The 16,449-nt window shown below is 62.1% G+C and carries 15 protein-coding genes; 11 read left to right on the forward strand and 4 right to left on the reverse strand.

Features of this window, described 5'->3' with window-relative positions; genetic code table 11:
• Nucleotides 1-1,116, reverse strand: a 1,116-nt coding sequence (livM, locus tag HY852_RS11630; RefSeq protein ID WP_291604848.1) for a high-affinity branched-chain amino acid ABC transporter permease LivM, incomplete at its 3' end; no start/stop codon positions are given.
• Nucleotides 1,117-1,152: 36 nt separating this feature from the next.
• Nucleotides 1,153-2,070 (reverse strand): branched-chain amino acid ABC transporter permease LivH, encoded by a 918-nt coding sequence (locus HY852_RS11635; RefSeq protein WP_291604809.1) that lies wholly within the window; start codon nucleotides 2,068-2,070, stop codon nucleotides 1,153-1,155.
• Nucleotides 2,071-2,661: 591 nt separating this feature from the next.
• On the opposite strand from HY852_RS11635, the gene HY852_RS11640 reads away from it, so the two are divergent.
• Nucleotides 2,662-3,183, forward strand: a complete 522-nt coding sequence (locus HY852_RS11640; RefSeq protein ID WP_291604810.1) for a hypothetical protein — start codon at nucleotides 2,662-2,664, stop codon at nucleotides 3,181-3,183.
• A 57-nt stretch (nucleotides 3,184-3,240) separates the two neighbouring features.
• Here the strand turns inward: HY852_RS11640 and pcaD are convergent, their stop codons facing one another.
• The gene (pcaD, locus tag HY852_RS11645) at nucleotides 3,241-4,023 is read right to left on the reverse strand and encodes a 3-oxoadipate enol-lactonase (protein ID WP_291604811.1); all 783 of its coding nucleotides are present in this window, start codon (nucleotides 4,021-4,023) and stop codon (nucleotides 3,241-3,243) included.
• 325 nt (nucleotides 4,024-4,348) lie between these two features.
• Between pcaD and HY852_RS11650 the strand changes: the two genes are divergently transcribed.
• The 10 genes from HY852_RS11650 (at nucleotide 4,349) to HY852_RS11695 (ending at nucleotide 15,456) form a co-directional block, all read left to right on the forward strand.
• Nucleotides 4,349-4,795 carry a CoxG family protein gene (locus HY852_RS11650; RefSeq protein WP_291604812.1) on the forward strand — a complete coding sequence of 149 codons (447 nt, stop codon included), beginning with the start codon at nucleotides 4,349-4,351 and terminating at the stop codon, nucleotides 4,793-4,795.
• Nucleotides 4,796-4,931: 136 nt separating this feature from the next.
• Nucleotides 4,932-5,417: a (2Fe-2S)-binding protein gene (locus tag HY852_RS11655; protein ID WP_291604813.1), complete on the forward strand. Its 486-nt coding sequence runs from the start codon at nucleotides 4,932-4,934 to the stop codon at nucleotides 5,415-5,417.
• 32 nt (nucleotides 5,418-5,449) lie between these two features.
• On the forward strand, nucleotides 5,450-6,256 hold the full coding sequence (locus HY852_RS11660) for a xanthine dehydrogenase family protein subunit M (RefSeq protein ID WP_291604814.1): 807 nt from the start codon (nucleotides 5,450-5,452) through the stop codon (nucleotides 6,254-6,256).
• A 37-nt stretch (nucleotides 6,257-6,293) separates the two neighbouring features.
• Nucleotides 6,294-7,202, forward strand: a complete 909-nt coding sequence (locus HY852_RS11665) for a MoxR family ATPase (RefSeq protein ID WP_291604815.1) — start codon at nucleotides 6,294-6,296, stop codon at nucleotides 7,200-7,202.
• A 110-nt stretch (nucleotides 7,203-7,312) separates the two neighbouring features.
• On the forward strand, nucleotides 7,313-8,515 hold the full coding sequence (locus tag HY852_RS11670) for a VWA domain-containing protein (RefSeq protein ID WP_291604816.1): 1,203 nt from the start codon (nucleotides 7,313-7,315) through the stop codon (nucleotides 8,513-8,515).
• An 11-nt stretch (nucleotides 8,516-8,526) separates the two neighbouring features.
• Nucleotides 8,527-8,850: an XdhC family protein gene (locus tag HY852_RS11675; RefSeq protein ID WP_291604817.1), complete on the forward strand. Its 324-nt coding sequence runs from the start codon at nucleotides 8,527-8,529 to the stop codon at nucleotides 8,848-8,850.
• 3 nt (nucleotides 8,851-8,853) lie between these two features.
• A complete protein-coding gene (locus HY852_RS11680; protein WP_291604818.1) occupies nucleotides 8,854-9,555 on the forward strand; it encodes an XdhC family protein in 702 nt (233 codons plus the stop codon).
• Nucleotides 9,552-11,156, forward strand: a complete 1,605-nt coding sequence (locus HY852_RS11685; RefSeq protein WP_291604819.1) for a molybdopterin-binding/glycosyltransferase family 2 protein — start codon at nucleotides 9,552-9,554, stop codon at nucleotides 11,154-11,156. Before HY852_RS11680 ends, HY852_RS11685 begins: the two co-directional genes overlap by 4 nt.
• 540 nt (nucleotides 11,157-11,696) lie before the next feature.
• A complete protein-coding gene (locus HY852_RS11690) occupies nucleotides 11,697-12,911 on the forward strand; it encodes an ATP-binding protein (RefSeq protein WP_291604820.1) in 1,215 nt (404 codons plus the stop codon).
• Complete coding sequence (locus tag HY852_RS11695) at nucleotides 12,904-15,456, forward strand: S8 family peptidase (protein WP_291604821.1); 2,553 nt, start codon at nucleotides 12,904-12,906, stop codon at nucleotides 15,454-15,456. Before HY852_RS11690 ends, HY852_RS11695 begins: the two co-directional genes overlap by 8 nt.
• A 297-nt stretch (nucleotides 15,457-15,753) precedes the next feature.
• Here the strand turns inward: HY852_RS11695 and HY852_RS11700 are convergent, their stop codons facing one another.
• Entirely contained in the window at nucleotides 15,754-16,449 is a 696-nt protein-coding gene (locus tag HY852_RS11700) for an ABC transporter ATP-binding protein (protein ID WP_291604849.1), read from the reverse strand.

A 16,449-nucleotide genomic window follows, 5' to 3' on the forward strand; every position in this document is an offset into this window, starting at 1 on the left:
GAGCGCGGCGAGAGCCACGCCGAGCTGCGAGCCCATGCCGCCGAGAACGACGATGGCGAGCACCAGCGCGGACTCCTGGAAGGTGAAGGATTCCGGGCTGATGAAGCCCTGCCGGGTCGCGAAGAACGCGCCGGCAAAGCCGCCGAACATGGCGCCGGTGGCGAACGCGGTGAGCTTGGTCGTAGTGATGTTGATGCCCAGCGCGCGGCAAGCGACCTCGTCCTCGCGCAGGGCTTCCCAGGCGCGGCCGATCGGCAGCCGCCGCAGACGTATGGTGACCCAGTTGGTGAGCAGGGCAAGTGCCAGGATCAGATAGAACAGGAAAACGATGCGGTGCGTCGGCGAGAATTCGATGCCGAGCAGGGCGGCAAGCCCGTTTTCGTCGTTGGTGAGGGGGATGCCGAACAGCGTCGGCCGCGGGATGCCGGAAACGCCATTGGGGCCGCCGGTCAGGGTCTGCCAGTTGATGAGGACGAGGCGAATGATCTCGCCGCACGCTAGCGTCACGATGGCGAGGTAGTCGCCGCGCAGCCGCAGCACCGGGAAGCCCAGCATCACGCCCCACATCGCGGCGAGGACGCCGGCGAGCGGCAGGCAGACCCAGAACGACCAGCCGAAATTGGTGGCGAGCAGAGCATAGGAATAGGCGCCCACGGCGTAGAACGCGACGTAGCCGAGGTCGAGCAGGCCGGCGAGCCCCACCACCACGTTCAATCCCCAACCCAGCATCACATAGGTGAGTACCAGGATCGCCAGATCGAGAATGTAGCGCTGGTTGTAGAAGATGACCGGCACCAGAATGGTGAAGATCAGGAGTGCCGGTGCAATGAAGCTTCCCGCCACGGCAAGGCCGCGCTGCACGGCCGGCGGCACCAGCTTCTCGGTGCCGGAAGGCCCTAGCCATTGGCGCGCCAGTTCGACGATGATGCTGCCGACGAACACGGCGGCGACGATGGAAGCGAGGTCGCCGAAGCGCGTCCAGTAGGTCAATTGCCCGGTCGGTCCGGCTTCGGTCCGGATGCCGATCATCAGGGAGAACAGCACAAGCGCGACAAAGGCGCTCAGAAACGCCTTCTTGAAAATGAACGCGATGCCTGCTTTGCGATTTGCCGTCATTGTCTCGGGCGAGGACGCTGTCACGCTCGCTGTCCGTCAGACTTTTTCGACTTCTGGCCGGCCCAGAAGACCGGTCGGAAGGAAGATCAGCACAACGATCAGGATCGAGAACGCGGCGACGTCCTTGTACTCGACCGAGAAATAGGCCGACCACAGCGTTTCGATCAGGCCGATCAGTAGCCCGCCCAACATCGCGCCGGGCAGTGAGCCGATGCCGCCCAGCACCGCCGCGGTGAAGGCCTTGATGCCGGCGACAAAGCCCATGAAAAAGTCGACCAGGCCGTAATAGAGCAGGTACATCAGCCCGGCGACCGCGGCGAGCGCGGCGCCGATCACGAAGGTCATGGAGATGGTGCGGTCGACATCGACGCCGAGCAGCGCCGCCATGGTCTGGTCCTGCTCGCATGCGCGCATGTCGCGGCCGAGCCGCGTGCGCGACACCAGCCAGGTGAAGATCGACAGCAGCACGACAGTCGTGATCACGACCACGATCTGGATGTTCGAAAGCTGGACCACGAAGCCGTCGGCGCCCTCGTGCAGGGTGTGACCGCCGATAACGATCGGCGGCACCGGCTTGACGCGAGCGCCCTGCGCGACCTGCGAATAGTTGATCAGCACGAAGGACATGCCGATCGCGGACAGCATGGGCGCGAGGCGGAATGAGTGACGCAGCGGCCGGTAGGCGATGCGCTCGACTGTCCAGCCGTAAAGCGCGGTGATCGCCATCGACACCAGAAGCACGATCAGGAGGATCACGGGGACGGCGGTAAGACCGAAAGAGACGAGCACCAGAAACGATATCAGCGCGATGAAGCCGCCGATCATGAAGATGTCGCCGTGGGCGAAATTGATCATGCCCACGATGCCGTAGACCATCGTGTAGCCGATGGCGATCAGGCCGTAGATCGAGCCGAGCACGATGCCGTTGATGAGCTGCTGTGCGAAATAATCCATGGGCTGCCGTTTTTGCGTGACGCGCCGCGAGGCTCCGGCAGCCCTGAGCGGCGCATCGTGCCTTTTTGTAACAGGACGGAACCGGGCCGGGCAACAGCGCCGGTCGAACTGTAGTTGCTTGTACAGGATTGTTTTTGCGGCAGGTTCCGCCGCCTTGGTGGGGCCAAGGCGGCGCCACGCAATTACCACCTCGGAACGTCCGGTTTCACGAAACCCCGGCGGGCGGGTCGGGTTGTCACCGGTCTGGGTGCAAGAAAAGGAGAGCCTCCGAATGCAGAACCAGAACCAGAACAAACCGGGTCAGCAGAGCCAGAAGCCCGGTCAGGACCGTCCGGGCCAGCAGCAGGGTGGCCAGAAGCCGTCCCAGCCGCAGAACCCCGACCGGTAGTTCGGGACGGAGTGGTTAGACCTCGGAGTCCCGCCACGCGGCGGGACTCTTTCGGTCGGGGGATCGGGAACGCGTTCCCGCTCGGGCCCCTGCCGTTAAGGTAAACAAAGGGTTTAAATTGTCGCGCCAGCTTTAGGCAGGTTAGCTCGCCGCCGACCCGCTTTCCTCATAGGAGGCCTGCGGGAAGCAACTGGGAAGGCGGCATGTCCAGCAACTGGCGGATCAGCTCATTCAACGGCGCGCTGCTCGCGGCCTATTTCATTCCGGCCTGGACGATGATCGCCTTCAACATCATTGTTTCGCCGGTGCACGGCTTGTACGAGCGGCCCAGCATTGCGGTGGCGCTGTTCATGAGCGACCATCTCCAGCTCTCGGGCATGAGCACGGTTCGCGCGGCCTGGCTACTGGCGCTGGGGCGCCTGACGGTGGTTGCCTTTTTCGCGATCTTTGTTGCCCTGATCAGCCAGCCCAGGATCCGCAAGGCCGGCGGCTGCGATGAGGCGCTCGCCATCGCGCTCGGCATCGGCAGCCTGATTTCCTTCGCCAGCATGGTCATGGCTTCCCGGGTCGGCGAGACGGCAGCGCTCCGGCTGCATGCGACGGAGTTGCTGCTGCTGCTCGGGGCCGCCATCGTGCTCGTATTCGAACGTCCGGTGCGGTCGCAGGATGAGGCGGCGACAAGCGTCCTCGCCCTTCAGGAACCCGAACTCCTGCACAACCACTGAATTTTGCTACAGCGCGGTTGATGGCCGGCACGTCGTGACCGGTTCTCATCAGCTCTGTCAGCGCTGAGTCAGAAAGCCGACCACGGCGTCAGTGAATGCGTGCGGCTGCTCGACATTGGAAATGTGCGCGGAATCGAGAATAGTCATGCTCGCACCCGGAATCCTGCTGCGGATGAACTCGGCGGCGGAGATCGGGGTGGACATGTCGTGCCGGCCGGCGATCACCAGCGTCGGACTCTTGATCCTCGACAACAGATCGCGCTGATCGAGCCTGCTCAGCGCCTCGCAGCACGCGACATAGCCTTCGACCGGTGAAGCCTGCAGCATCGCCTTCATCCGGGCAGTGATCTGCGGCTCGCGCTCGCGAAAGTCCGCTGTGAGCCAGTTGCTGATGATGGTGTCGGCGAGGGCGGCGAGGCCGCCTTCCTTCACCGCCTTGATGCGGTTCATCCAGTTGGTGGGATCCGGATAATAGCAGGCGGTGTTGGCGAGAATGATCTTGCCCATCCGCCCGGGCGCATTGGCGCCGAGCCATTGGCCGATCATGCCGCCCATCGACAGGCCGCACCAATGCACTTTCGCGATGTTGAGATCATCCAGGATTGCAAGCACGTCGCGGCCGAAGCGCTCCATCGAGTAGGGTCCGGCAGGCACGTCGGACTTGCCGTGGCCGCGCGTGTCGTAACGGATGACGCGGAACACCTGGGTCAAAGCCTTCATCTGCGGGTCCCACATCTGCAGCGTGGAGCCGAGCGAATTTGACAGCATCAGGGTCGGGCCGCCGTCGCGGCCCTCGACGGATACGTTGAGCAGGCAACCGTCGGCATTGACCATGGGCATTTTGATTTCTCCAAGTCCTCTGCTCGCGCGCCTGTCGATCTGAGCCTGCGAAGTCCCAAGGTCATCGGCACCAGCGATTCTGCAATCTTCTCACGGTCAAGCCCGGCTGTCACTTTCGCGCCAGCGCGGGGCCAGCGCAGGGTCAACATCGGGCAGGTCTTTGACCCGATTGTAGCGGCGCATTTCGGAACAAGGGGCGCCACGCCGGAGTTCTGTTGCGTCTGCGAATATGGATCGCACGCTGCTCGCCCGCGGGTCTTTCTTTTGGTATGCGCGTAGGCTACTTGAAGCGTACAACAGCAAGCAATGTCGGGGAGGCTCCACCATGGCCATGACGATGAACGGCGAGGTCCAGCTTGCAGCTCCGCGCGACGCCGTGTGGGCCAAGCTCAACGATCCGGAGGTGCTGAAGGTCTGCATTCCCGGCTGCGAGGAGTTGGAGAGGACCGACGACAACGGCTTTCGCGCCGTGGCCAAGATGAAGGTCGGGCCGGTGTCGGCGCGCTTCAAGGGCAAGGTCACATTGAGCGATCTCGATCCGCCCAACGGCTACAAGATCTCGGGCGAGGGTGAGGGCGGGGTTGCCGGCTTTGCCAAGGGCGGTGCCACCGTGGCGCTCGCCGACAAGGACGGCGGCACCCTGCTTTCCTACAATGTCGAGGCACAGATCGGCGGCAAGTTGGCGCAGCTCGGCCAGCGCCTGATCAACGGCGCCGCCAAAAAGCTGGCCGATGAATTTTTTGCGAACTTCGCCAAGGCGGTAGAGGGCTAACGCTGCCGGGTCCGTCGGACCGGGACGTATCCCCGGGCGATGTTGCCCATGGACGGAATGGCCCATATTATGGGCTGGAACATAATGATAAGCGCCGCTTTGCCGGGACCCGGCGGGCCGCCGACAGAGAGTTCTGATGCCCAAGATTTCCCTTATCGTGAACGGCAATCCGGTAACCGCCAACGTCGACCCGCGCACCTTGCTCGTGCAGTTTCTGCGCGAGCACCTCGGGCTGACCGGGACGCATGTCGGCTGCGACACCTCCCAGTGCGGTGCGTGCGTGGTGCATCTCGACGGCAAGGCGGTCAAATCCTGCACCATGCTCGCGGTGATGGCCGATGGTCACGAGGTCAGGACTATCGAGGGGCTGGCGCCCGATGGAGCACCGCTGCATCCGATGCAGGAGGCCTTCCGCGAGCACCACGGCCTGCAATGCGGCTTCTGTACCCCTGGCATGATCATGACCGCGATCGACATCGTTCATCGCAAGGGCCACGAGCTCGACGATCACACGATCCGCGAGGAGCTCGAAGGTAATCTCTGCCGTTGCACCGGCTACCAGAACATCGTCGCTTCAATCGCCGCCGGCGCCAAGGCGATGGCAAACTCCGATCTCGCGTAAACAAAATCCGCGGCTGCGATCAGGAAGCCCTCATGTACGAATTCAAATATCATCGTCCCGCGACCGTGCGGCAGGCCGCCAACCTGCTGGTCAAGAACGAGGACGCCAAGTTGATCGCCGGCGGCCACACGCTGATTCCGGTGATGAAGCAGCGCCTGGCGAGCCCGCCGCATCTGGTCGATCTTTCCCACATCGAGGGGCTCGACACGATCGAGATGAAGGGCCGCTCGCTGGTGATCGGCGCCACCGCGACCCACGCCCAGGTAGCGTCTTCGCCGATCGTCGGCGAGGCGATCCCGGCGCTCGCCGAGCTCGCCGGGCTGATCGGCGACCCCGCCGTCCGTCACAAGGGCACGATCGGCGGCTCGCTCGCCAACAATGACCCGACTGCGGATTACCCCGCGGCGGTCCTTGCGCTCGGCGCCACCATCCTCACTAACAAGCGCCGGCTGAAGGCCGAGGAGTATTTCCAGGGGCTGTTCACGACCGCGCTGGAAAGCGACGAGATCATCACGAGGGTGATGTTCCCGCTGCCGAAGAAGGCGGCTTATATCAAGTTCCGCAACCAGGCCTCGCGCTACGCCCTCGTTGGCGTGTTCGTCGCGCGACGTCCGTCGGACGTGCGCGTTGCCGTCACCGGAGCCGGCGGCAACGGCGTGTTCCGCGTGACCGCCTTCGAGGAGGCGCTGAAGAAGCGCTTCTCCTCCAAGGTGATCGAAGGGCTGAACGTGCCCGCGGACGGGCTCAACGGTGACATCCATGGCAGTGCCGAATATCGCGCCCACCTGATCGGCGTCCTGACGCGCCGTGCGGTCGACGCTGCCAACGCCAAAGCGTGACCTTGTCCTTTTCGGGCGCATCAAGACTGGCTGTTTCATGACCGCAGTGGCACTGCCTGCATCCGTCGATGGGATGCTCGAGCTTCTGACCTCGCGGGGCTACCTCGCCGAGCGCGCGCTTGCGACCGTGACCTTTCTGTCGCTGCGCATGGGCCGGCCGCTGTTTCTGGAGGGCGAGGCCGGCGTCGGCAAGACCGAGATCGCCAAGGTGCTGTCGGCGGCGATGGGACGCAAGCTGATCCGCCTGCAATGCTACGAGGGCCTGGATGTCTCCTCGGCGGTCTACGAATGGAACAGCGCCGCGCAGATGATCGCGATCCGCCTATCGGAAGCGACCGGCGATGCCGACCGCGACCAGCTGTCATCCGACATCTTCTCCGATCGCTTCCTGATCAAGCGGCCGCTGTTGCAGGCGCTGGAGCCGGACGTCGCCGGCGCGCCGGTGCTCCTGATCGACGAGCTCGACCGCGCGGATGAGGCGTTCGAAGCGTATCTGCTCGAAATCCTCAGCGATTTCCAGGTGACGATACCCGAATTCGGCACGGTGAAGGCGCCGCATCCGCCGATCGTGATCATCACCTCGAACCGTACCCGCGAGATCCACGACGCGCTCAAGCGCCGCTGCCTCTATCACTGGGTCGACTATCCTTCAGCCGAGCGCGAGCTTGCCATCGTCAAGTCGCGCGTGCCCGGCATTTCCGCCAAGCTGTCGGAGCAGGTCGTGCGTTTCGTGCAGGCGCTGCGCGACCAGGATTTCTACAAATCGCCGGGCGTCGCCGAGACGATCGACTGGGCGACGGCACTGAGCGAGCTCGACGCGCGGTCGCTGACGCCGCAGGTGGTCGGCGATACGCTCGGAGCGCTGCTCAAATACCAGGACGACATAGCCCGCATGCAGGGCGATGCGCTGCAAAAGGTGCTGAAGGACGCGACGAGCGAGATCTAGTATTTCGTCCGGTGAGCGACCAAGTCGCGACCACGCAGTCTCGCGATACAGCCTGCAGATTTCGGGTCCACACTTCGCGTGTCCCGGAATGACGGGAAGGGTAGCTGTAGATGGCCATCAATCACCTTGCGCCCGAGAACACGGCCCAGTTTGCCGACAACGTCATCGGCTTTGCCCGCGCGCTGCGCGCCGCGGGCCTGCCCGTCGGTCCCGGCTCGGTCATCGATGCCATGAACGCGCTGCAGGTGATCGACATTGGCAGCCGCTCCGACGTCTACACCACGCTCGAGGCCATCTTCGTCAAGCGCCACGAGCACGCGCTGATCTTCAAGCAGGCCTTCAACCTGTTCTTCCGCGCGTCTGAAGAGTGGAAGCACATGCTGGATTCGGTGCCGCTACCCGACCACGCCAGGAAGAAGCCGCCGCCGGCCTCGCGCCGCGTGCAGGAGGCGCTGTCCCAGCCGCACATGACCGAGACGCCGCAGCGGCAGGAGCAGGACCTGCGGCTGTCCGTGTCGGACAGGGAAGTGCTGCAGAAAAAGGACTTTGCCCAGATGAGCGCGGCCGAGATCGCCGAGGCGATCCGCGCGGTCGAACGGATGAGGCTGCCGCAGGCGGAACTGCGGACCCGGCGCCACCAGCCCGACCCACGCGGCCTGAGGCTCGACATCCGCAGGACCCTGCGTGCGTCCTTGCGTACCAGCGGCGAAATCATCGAAATTCGCCGCCTGGGGCGGATCGACAAGCCGGCGCCGATCGTGGCTCTACTCGATATCTCCGGCTCGATGAGCGAATATACCCGTCTGTTCCTGCATTTCCTCCATGCCATCACCGATGCGCGCAAGCGTGTATCGGTGTTCCTGTTCGGCACGCGGCTGACCAATGTCAGCCGGGCGTTACGGCAGCGGGATCCCGACGAGGCGCTGGCGAGCTGCTCGTCGGCGGTGGAGGACTGGGCCGGCGGCACGCGCATTGCCACCTCGCTGCACACCTTCAACAAATTGTGGGCGCGGCGCGTGCTGAGCCAGGGCGCCATCGTGCTCCTGATCTCGGACGGGCTGGAACGGGAGGCCGATTCCAGGCTCGCCTTCGAAATGGACCGGCTGCACCGGTCCTGCCGCCGGCTGATCTGGCTGAACCCGCTGCTGCGCTTCGGTGGCTTCGAGGCCAAGGCGCAGGGCATCAAGACGATGCTGCCGCACGTTGACGAATTTCGCCCGGTGCATAACTTGAGTTCGATCCAGGGGCTGATCGGGACGCTTTCGCAGCCGCTGCCGCCGCATCACTTCAGCCTGATCCGCTCCGCAGCTTGAAGGAGAAATCCATGCTCAATCGCGATGAGGACATCCTGAAGGCGGCGGAAGACTGGCACAAGGCCGGCCACGGCGTTGCGCTGGCGACCGTCGTGGAGACCTGGGGGTCGGCTCCGAGGCCGGCCGGCTCGAGCCTCGTCATCAACGACGAAGGCACTTTCCTGGGTTCCGTGTCCGGCGGCTGCGTCGAGGGCGCCGTGGTCACCGAGGCCATGGATGTGATCGAGAGCGGCAAGCCAAAGATGCTGGAATTCGGTGTGGCCGACGAGACCGCCTGGAACGTCGGTCTGTCCTGCGGCGGCACCATCCGGGTCTTTGTCGAGAAGGTGGGTTAGCCCATGAAGCTCGAGATTTTGCACGAACTCAATGCCGAGCGCGCGGCGCGGCGGCCGGTGATCCTGGTGACCGACACCGAAAATGGCGAGCAGCGCCTGGTGAAGGCTGCCGATTTTGCCAGGGATCCGCTGCGCACCGAGCTGGAAAAGCAGCTTCGCATGGGCAAGAGCGCCGGCATCGAGGCCGGCGGCAGGAAGCTTTTCCTCAACGTGTTTGCGCCGACCGCGCGGATGGTTGTCATCGGCGCCGTGCATATCAGCCAGGCCTTGGCGCCGCTGGCCCGTTCGCTCGGCTATGACGTCACTATCATCGATCCGCGCACGGCTTTCGCCAGCCCCGAGCGCTTTCCCGATATTCCGTTGATCGCCGAATGGCCCGATGTCGCATTGCCGCCGCTCAACGTCGATCACTACACCGCCTTCGTGGCGCTGACGCACGATCCGAAGATCGATGACCCGGCGCTGCTGCATGCCTTCGAACGCGACTGCTTCTATATCGGCGCGCTCGGCTCGCGGAAGACGCACGCCAAGCGCGGCGAGCGGCTGCGGGCGCAGGGCGCCAGGGAATCCGACATCGCGCGCATCCACGCCCCGATCGGCCTGCCGATCGGCGCGGTGTCGCCTGCGGAGATCGCCGTGGCGATCATGGCCGAGATCACCGCGCAGCTCCGGCTGCCGCCGAAGGAGAAAGAAGCCGCGGCATGAAGTTCGGTCCGGCGAGTCCCAGGAACGCGATTGGCGGGGTGACCGTGCACACCCTGCGCCAGGGATCGCTGGTGCTGAAGAAGGGCACGACCGTCGGGCCGGCCGAAGTCGAGGCGCTTGAGTCCGCCGGCATCAAGGAAATCGTGGTGGTGCGTCTGGAGGACGGCGACGTCTCGGAAGACGTCGCCGCCGCGAGCATCGCGCAAGCCGTGGCCGGCGACGGCGTCCGCGTCGAGGGGGCCTTCACCGGCCGCGCAAACCTGTTTGCGGCGCGTGCCGGCGTGCTTGCGATCGACCGCGCGGCGGTCGACCGCATCAACGGCGTCGACGAAGCAATCACCTTTGCCACGCTTCCCGCCTTCAAGCCGGTGGTTGAAGGCGAGATGGTCGCAACCGTCAAGCTCATTCCGTTCGGCGTAGAGGGCAGGCTGCGCGATGCCGCCGTGAAGGCGGCGGGCGGCGGCGTCCTGAAGGTCGCGCCTTACGTGATCAAGCGCGTCGGCGTGGTCTCGACCCTGCTGCCGGGCCTTTCGTCCAAGGTGGTGGAGAAGACGTTGCGCGTCACCGCGGAGCGGCTGGCGCCCACTGGGGCCGCCATTATTGCCGAGCGGCGGGTGCCTCATGAGGAGAGGGCGCTCGCTGCCGCGATCAAGGAGCTGCTCGGTCTCGGAGCCGAGCTCGTCATCGTGTTCGGTGCGTCGGCCATCGCCGACCGGCGCGACGTCATCCCGGCGGCGCTCACCGATGTCGGCGGCACGATCGAGCATTTCGGCATGCCGGTCGATCCCGGCAATCTCCTGCTCGTCGGCCGCGCCGGCGACGTGCCCGTGCTGGGCGCGCCCGGCTGCGCGCGCTCTCCGGTGGAGAACGGCTTCGACTGGGTGTTGATGCGCCTGCTGGCCGGGCTCAAGGTGTCCCGCGCCGAGATCATGGGCATGGGGGTCGGGGGCCTGTTGATGGAAATCGTCACGCGGCCGCAGCCGCGCGTCAAGCCGGAGACCGAGGGAGAGCGGCACGTCGCCGCGATCGTGCTGGCGGCGGGGCGCTCGACGCGCATGGGCGGTCCGAACAAGCTGCTCGCGGAACTCGACGGCAAGAAGCTGGTGCGGATCGCAACCGAGCAGGCGCTGGCCTCAAGAGCTTCCGAGGTGATCGTCGTCACCGGTCACCAGGCCGAGCTGATCGAACAGGCGCTGGACGGGCTGAAGGTGAAGTACGTGCGCAACCCGGATTTCGCCGAGGGACTTGCCGGCTCCGTCAAGGCCGGCATCGCGGCGGTGCCCGAGACCTGCGACGGCGCGGTGATCTGCCTCGGTGACATGCCGCTGATCGACGCCCGGCTGATCGATCGCCTGATCGAGGCCTTTGCGCCGGACCGCGGCAATCTCATCGTCGTACCGGCGAGCGAGGGGCGCCGCGGCAATCCGGTGTTGTGGTCACGCCGCTTCTTCGACGAGCTGATGACGCTGAGCGGCGACGTCGGCGCCCGGCACCTGATCACCAAGCACGCCGAGGCGGTCGCCGAAGTGCCGGCCGACGGCGAGCGCGCCTTCCTCGATATCGATACGCCGGCGGCGCTGGAAGCGGCGAGGGGAGGGTAGGATGGGTTGAGCGAAGCGAAACCCATCACAGTTGCTGGCCTGATGACCGCACTCCCGATTTTGCCGCGTTTCTCACCGGCGCCGAGAACGACGAGACGTTCGCCCGGCTGCGCGCAGCCGACAGCCATCGGTCGACTGCTCGGCGATGAGCGTTTCCTAGCGCGGTTTGAGCGGCTGACCAGGCGCCGCTTAAGGCAACGTCACGCGGCGGTTAAGTGCACTGGACCCCGTAATTCGCGACTCTAATCAATGCTCTTCCCAGCATGAACGCTGAGATCGCAGCGAGTCCATCGATGAATCCTTCAGATGGCTTTGCTCTTATCGATCTTCTTCTCTCGCCAATCCGGCTGGTGGGAGGTCCGGTAAGGCCTCTCAGGCTATGATGAGAACAAAACATGAACTATATCAGCTAGTTGCGCACCGATATCTGGCATTGATGCAACAAAATGCCGTGTTGACGCAACATTTTTGATTGATATGCAACATTTTCGGTGATATGTGCATAAGCTAAGAAAGATACCTCACAAGGGACGCCCTTTAATGGACCATTTTCCGATCATTCAGGCGCTATGCCGAGCGGCTCTCTCTCAGCCTTCTCCGGCTGTTCGGAAACAGATCGAACGCTTGAGGGATGCGCTCAAGGAGAAAGGGGACACCAAGGCCGCCAGCGTCTTGGCAGGCATGCTGACTACCGCCGAGCGAACGTCTGAGATTTCGCCTAGTCGCATTGTGCAGTCGCGCGCGCAACTTTCCGGCGAGACGCTACGCCCCAATACGCCGGTTCCGGTTGACCGGGAGACCTCTGCGCCGCTCGCACAATTGATATTCCCGTCTGAGACCCGTCTGTCAGCGCCTCTATTTAATGACACGGTATCGAAGGCGGTTCGCGCCGTCTTAGAGGAATGGAGCAATCTTGAGCCGCTGGCCGAAGTAGGCGTTCAGGCCGCAAAGACATGCTTGCTCTACGGCGCACCCGGTACGGGAAAGACGCGGCTGGCGCTCTGGATGGCTGCCCAACTTGAACTGCCGATCCTACTCGCGAGGATTGATGGCCTCGTCTCTTCATTCCTCGGCACGACCGCGCGCAACATCGCGAATCTTTTTACATTCGCTAATCGCTACCGCTGCGTGTTGCTGCTCGATGAATTCGACGCCTTCGCCAAATTGCGCGACGACCCTCAAGAGGTCGGCGAAATCAAGCGCGTGGTGAACGCATTGCTGCAAAATCTCGATAGTCGTCGGGATGTGGGACTAACTATCGGCATTACAAATCATCCGCAGCTACTTGATTCCGCCGTATGGCGTAGGTTCGAGGTGCAGCTTGAAGTACCCAAACCTGATTTTGACGTGCGCGTCGAGATCGCGCGTCATTTCATGCCTCCTGTCAACGCGCCGGAGACTCATCTTCGCATGATCGCTTGGTTTACCGATGGCGCGACTGGCGCGGAAATCGAAACACTTGTTCGAACTTACAAGAAAGCGATGGCTGTTCAGAATGGTGAAGAGCGTCTTTTGCTCGACACCTTGCGACAATTTGCGACTCTCAACAGCGGTCGTATTGATGCCACACGAAAAGAACTCATTTTTTCGAGCAATGGCGTTCTTTTCCGCACGATGAAAGAAGACCAACAACTCGGGTTTTCACTTGAAGATATCGGACGCATCGCCGGTAAGGATAAGTCGACCATCGCCCGAAACATCAAGACTCTTGAAAAAGAATCAGATGGCAGCGGAACTGTGAGCGCACATGGCTAGTCCTCTCCAAATCATCTTAAACGACAAAGATTACCATCAGGTCCGCGATGCCGGCGGTGGGGGACCGAAGAAGGATTTTTTTGCGGACCGCGATCGTGAATTCCGAACCCATAAGGCGGCGCTGATTAGCCAATTGAGTGCTATCGCGCAGATTCTTGAAAGCCAAACTCCGACGCAGGGCAATATCGGCTACATCAAGGTTATCCTCCGCCGCGAAGCTTGGGCCAAAAGTCATCGGCCGATTTCGGCGCTCTTTAAGCCATCTCGTATTTCGCTTGTCGGCGGCGGCGACCTCGGCGAAATGTATTTCGAGGCGGACCCGCAAGCGGTTCGTGAAGTCGCGCAAGAGATTTCCGGAGCCGAGGAACAGACCAGACATAAACTGGATAAGGCGCGCAATAAGATGGTTCCTCATCCATCGCCAGCGCGAAGCGAAACGGGTGCTATTGAAAAGATCGAACTTTACGGTCCTCGCGACCGTCGCTCTTTCTCCGTGGAGGAAGCCGTCGCTTGGCTTGCACAGCCAATGACGGGGAGCGCCTACCAGATTGAACTGTTTGATATGCCTCCGCCTCACAGCCAGTTAGATGCTTTTGGGCTCAACCGGCAGAAACTTTATTCAAGTTTTCTTCGTGGACTCGCGGCAAACGGCGATGGGCTCACTGTTCAACGTCTATCGATGCGCGAGAAGGCGCAGCCATTTATCTCGGCTCGTTTAGGTCGTTCGCCACAGCCTCCGACCATCTTGTTGGACTCGACAGCGCCACCAGACCACAAGCGGCCTTCCGAGATTATTCCATTCGACCAATCCATCGAAAGGCATCGTCGCCTGCTCAATTTCTTAGATCATCACCCTTTAGTTCGGCACATCGATCTGCCCCCTGTCGTGGTTCGTAATATTGATGGGACAAGGGCATCGGCTCAAGCCGCCGCCAGCGAAGGACGCACGCGACCTGCCGACGTTTCTGTGCCGACGCGCAATTCAGCTCGAACCTATCCGCGCATGGGTGTGATTGATGGTGGCATCAGCCCAGAGCTAAGCGACTGGGTGATTGACCGCTGGGACTTGCTTGATTCAACAGACGTGGATCACGCGCACGGAACGTTTATCGGAGGGCTGGCGGTTGCCGGAAGTATGCTTAATGGCAGTGAGATTTGTGCGGAGCCCGACGGCATAGAGATTGTGGACGTTGCAGTATATCCCAACGATCAAAGCACCGCTGCGTTTTCCTCGTACTATCCAGATGGCGTCACGCAATTCTTTGATGAAATCGAATATGCGATTGCTGACGCTAAAGCACGGTACGGCGTTCGCGTTTTCAACATGAGTCTTAACATTCAGCATCCGGCACAGCCAGATCGCTATAGCGCATTCGCGGCTCGCGCAGACCAGCTTGCAGAAGCCAATGACGCAATTCTATTCTTGTCGAGCGGCAATACCGCGCCGCAAGATCTACGGCCAGAATGGCCTACTGACGAGACGCAGGCTCTTGTAAATTTGGCGTCTGCCCGAAACGACGCTCTTCTGATGCCGTCCGAAAGCGTGCGTAACATCGCTGTCGCAGCGTTAAATCCCCCTAATCTTTCAAATTGCCTTGCCTATGCTCCTGCACGCTATTCGCGGCGTGGACCTGGCTTGCGCGCGGGTGTGAAGCCTGACCTCGCGCATGTTGGAGGATCGGGCTCACCTCAAAGTCCCTTAGGTCACGGCCTGTTCTCGATTCTACCAGATGGATCGGTGACTGATGGTTGCGGCACTAGCTACGCCGCTCCGATGGTGGCAAAGACCGCCGCCGTCCTTGAACACAGCATTGAGGGCACCGTATCGCGAGAGACATTGATTGGGCTCCTTTTGCACCACGCGCAAATGCCTGCGTTATTGCAATCCAAAGCACTTCGAGGAGTTGCCCGTGATCTAGTAGGCTTTGGGAAACCACCATCGGCCGCGCAAATTTTGGAGGGCAACGATCATCAAATTACGCTCGTATTTGCGTCGCGCCTTCGAAAGGACCAGCAAATAGCGTTCAACTTTGCTTGGCCCGCCTCTCTCGTGGGGGCAGATGGAACCTGCCGCGGATCGGCTCGACTCACACTAGTTTCGACTCCGCCGATTGATCCACGCTACGGTTCTGAATTCGTCCGCATCAACATTGATGCCGCTTTGCAACAGGAAGACTTTGATAATCAAGGTAAGCCCCGATGGAAAGGCCGTCTCGATCCGGTCTATCTTCCTGGTAAGGCCGAAACTCCAGTTGTAGAAGCAGAGCGTATCGAGCACGGCCTGAAGTGGAGTCCGGTGAAAGCCTTTGCCAAAGTCATTCCCAGCGGAATCGGCAAGTCATCTAACTGGCGTTTGTTCGTTGAATATCTGACACGCTCCGGAGAACAGGTGCCGGAGAGCGGTGTGCCCTTCACTGCGATACTCACCATTTCCGATCCGTCTGGAGAAAAGCCTGTTTTTACCGATATGCGTCAGTCGCTGCAGGCCCTCGGCGTGCGGATTGAGGATATCCGGACCGCTGCTCGCGTTGCGACGCGTATCTGATGATGCGGCTGGCATGGTGCGACGATGGGCTCTGCAAAAGGCGCTGAAAAGCAGCCGTTCAATTCTACGTCTGACGGATGATTGCGCGGAATTGCCCGCTGAGTCCCGGCGCGCTTCCCTTTGACGATTTGCTTTTTTGCCGAGTCGCGAGCAGACTCAAGGCATGAAAAACCTCAATTCCAGCGAAAAAACCGGAAAATGCCTGCACGTTCTACGCAGCCGATCTGATGCCTATTATACTTGTAAGATCAGAGTGTTATTTAGCTCTCCCTCAAGGGCACAAGGGAAAGCGAGGCCTCACACCTCCAGCCAGTCCTGCCGCACCTTGGTATCCGCGTTGAACTCGGGCACGCTGCCCTCGAACACGATCCGGCCATGGCCCATGACGTAGAGGCGATGGCTAATCTTGAGCGCGATCGTCAGCTTCTGTTCGACCAGGAGGATGGAGATGCCGCGCCCGGCGATCTCCTCGAGCAGCTTGCCGACCAGCTCGACCATCATCGGCGCAAGCCCTTCCGTCGGCTCGTCGATCATGACGAGATCGGGATCGCCCATCAGCGTGCGGCACATGGTCAGCATCTGCTGCTCGCCGCCCGAGAGCACGCCCGCCATGGTGTCGGCGCGCTCTTCCAGCCGCGGGAAGATCTTGAACATGTCTCCCATCGACCAGCGGCCGGTCTGCTTGGCCCATTTCTGCCCGAGCATCAGGTTCTGGCGAACCGTCAGCGACGGGAATATGTCGCGATTCTCCGGAACGTAACCGAGGCCGAGCCGCGCGATCTGGTGTGGCTTCAGCCCCGAGATCTCCCTGCTCCTGAACCTGACCGAGCCGAACGGCTGCACGTCTCCCATGATCGCCTTGATGGTGGTCGATCGTCCGACGCCGTTGCGGCCGAGCAGCGATACGATCTCGCCACGGTTGATGTTGAAGGTCACCCCGTGGAGGATGTGACTCTTGCCGTAGTAGGCGTGCAGGTTCTCCACCTCGAGCAG

Source organism: Bradyrhizobium sp., assembly GCF_016213215.1.
GTDB lineage: Bacteria > Pseudomonadota > Alphaproteobacteria > Rhizobiales > Xanthobacteraceae > Bradyrhizobium.

Excerpts from the sequence above, each read along its gene's own strand:
- HY852_RS11635 (WP_291604809.1), bottom strand. The coding sequence starts at position 2,070 with ATGGATTATTTCGCACAGCAGCTCATCAACGGCATCGTGCTCGGCTCG.
- HY852_RS11640 (WP_291604810.1), top strand. The coding sequence starts at position 2,662 with ATGTCCAGCAACTGGCGGATCAGCTCATTCAACGGCGCGCTGCTCGCG.
- pcaD (WP_291604811.1), bottom strand. The coding sequence starts at position 4,023 with ATGCCCATGGTCAATGCCGACGGTTGCCTGCTCAACGTATCCGTCGAG.
- HY852_RS11650 (WP_291604812.1), top strand. The coding sequence starts at position 4,349 with ATGGCCATGACGATGAACGGCGAGGTCCAGCTTGCAGCTCCGCGCGAC.
- HY852_RS11655 (WP_291604813.1), top strand. The coding sequence starts at position 4,932 with ATGCCCAAGATTTCCCTTATCGTGAACGGCAATCCGGTAACCGCCAAC.
- HY852_RS11660 (WP_291604814.1), top strand. The coding sequence starts at position 5,450 with ATGTACGAATTCAAATATCATCGTCCCGCGACCGTGCGGCAGGCCGCC.
- HY852_RS11665 (WP_291604815.1), top strand. The coding sequence starts at position 6,294 with ATGACCGCAGTGGCACTGCCTGCATCCGTCGATGGGATGCTCGAGCTT.
- HY852_RS11670 (WP_291604816.1), top strand. The coding sequence starts at position 7,313 with ATGGCCATCAATCACCTTGCGCCCGAGAACACGGCCCAGTTTGCCGAC.
- HY852_RS11675 (WP_291604817.1), top strand. The coding sequence starts at position 8,527 with ATGCTCAATCGCGATGAGGACATCCTGAAGGCGGCGGAAGACTGGCAC.
- HY852_RS11680 (WP_291604818.1), top strand. The coding sequence starts at position 8,854 with ATGAAGCTCGAGATTTTGCACGAACTCAATGCCGAGCGCGCGGCGCGG.
- HY852_RS11685 (WP_291604819.1), top strand. The coding sequence starts at position 9,552 with ATGAAGTTCGGTCCGGCGAGTCCCAGGAACGCGATTGGCGGGGTGACC.
- HY852_RS11690 (WP_291604820.1), top strand. The coding sequence starts at position 11,697 with ATGGACCATTTTCCGATCATTCAGGCGCTATGCCGAGCGGCTCTCTCT.
- HY852_RS11695 (WP_291604821.1), top strand. The coding sequence starts at position 12,904 with ATGGCTAGTCCTCTCCAAATCATCTTAAACGACAAAGATTACCATCAG.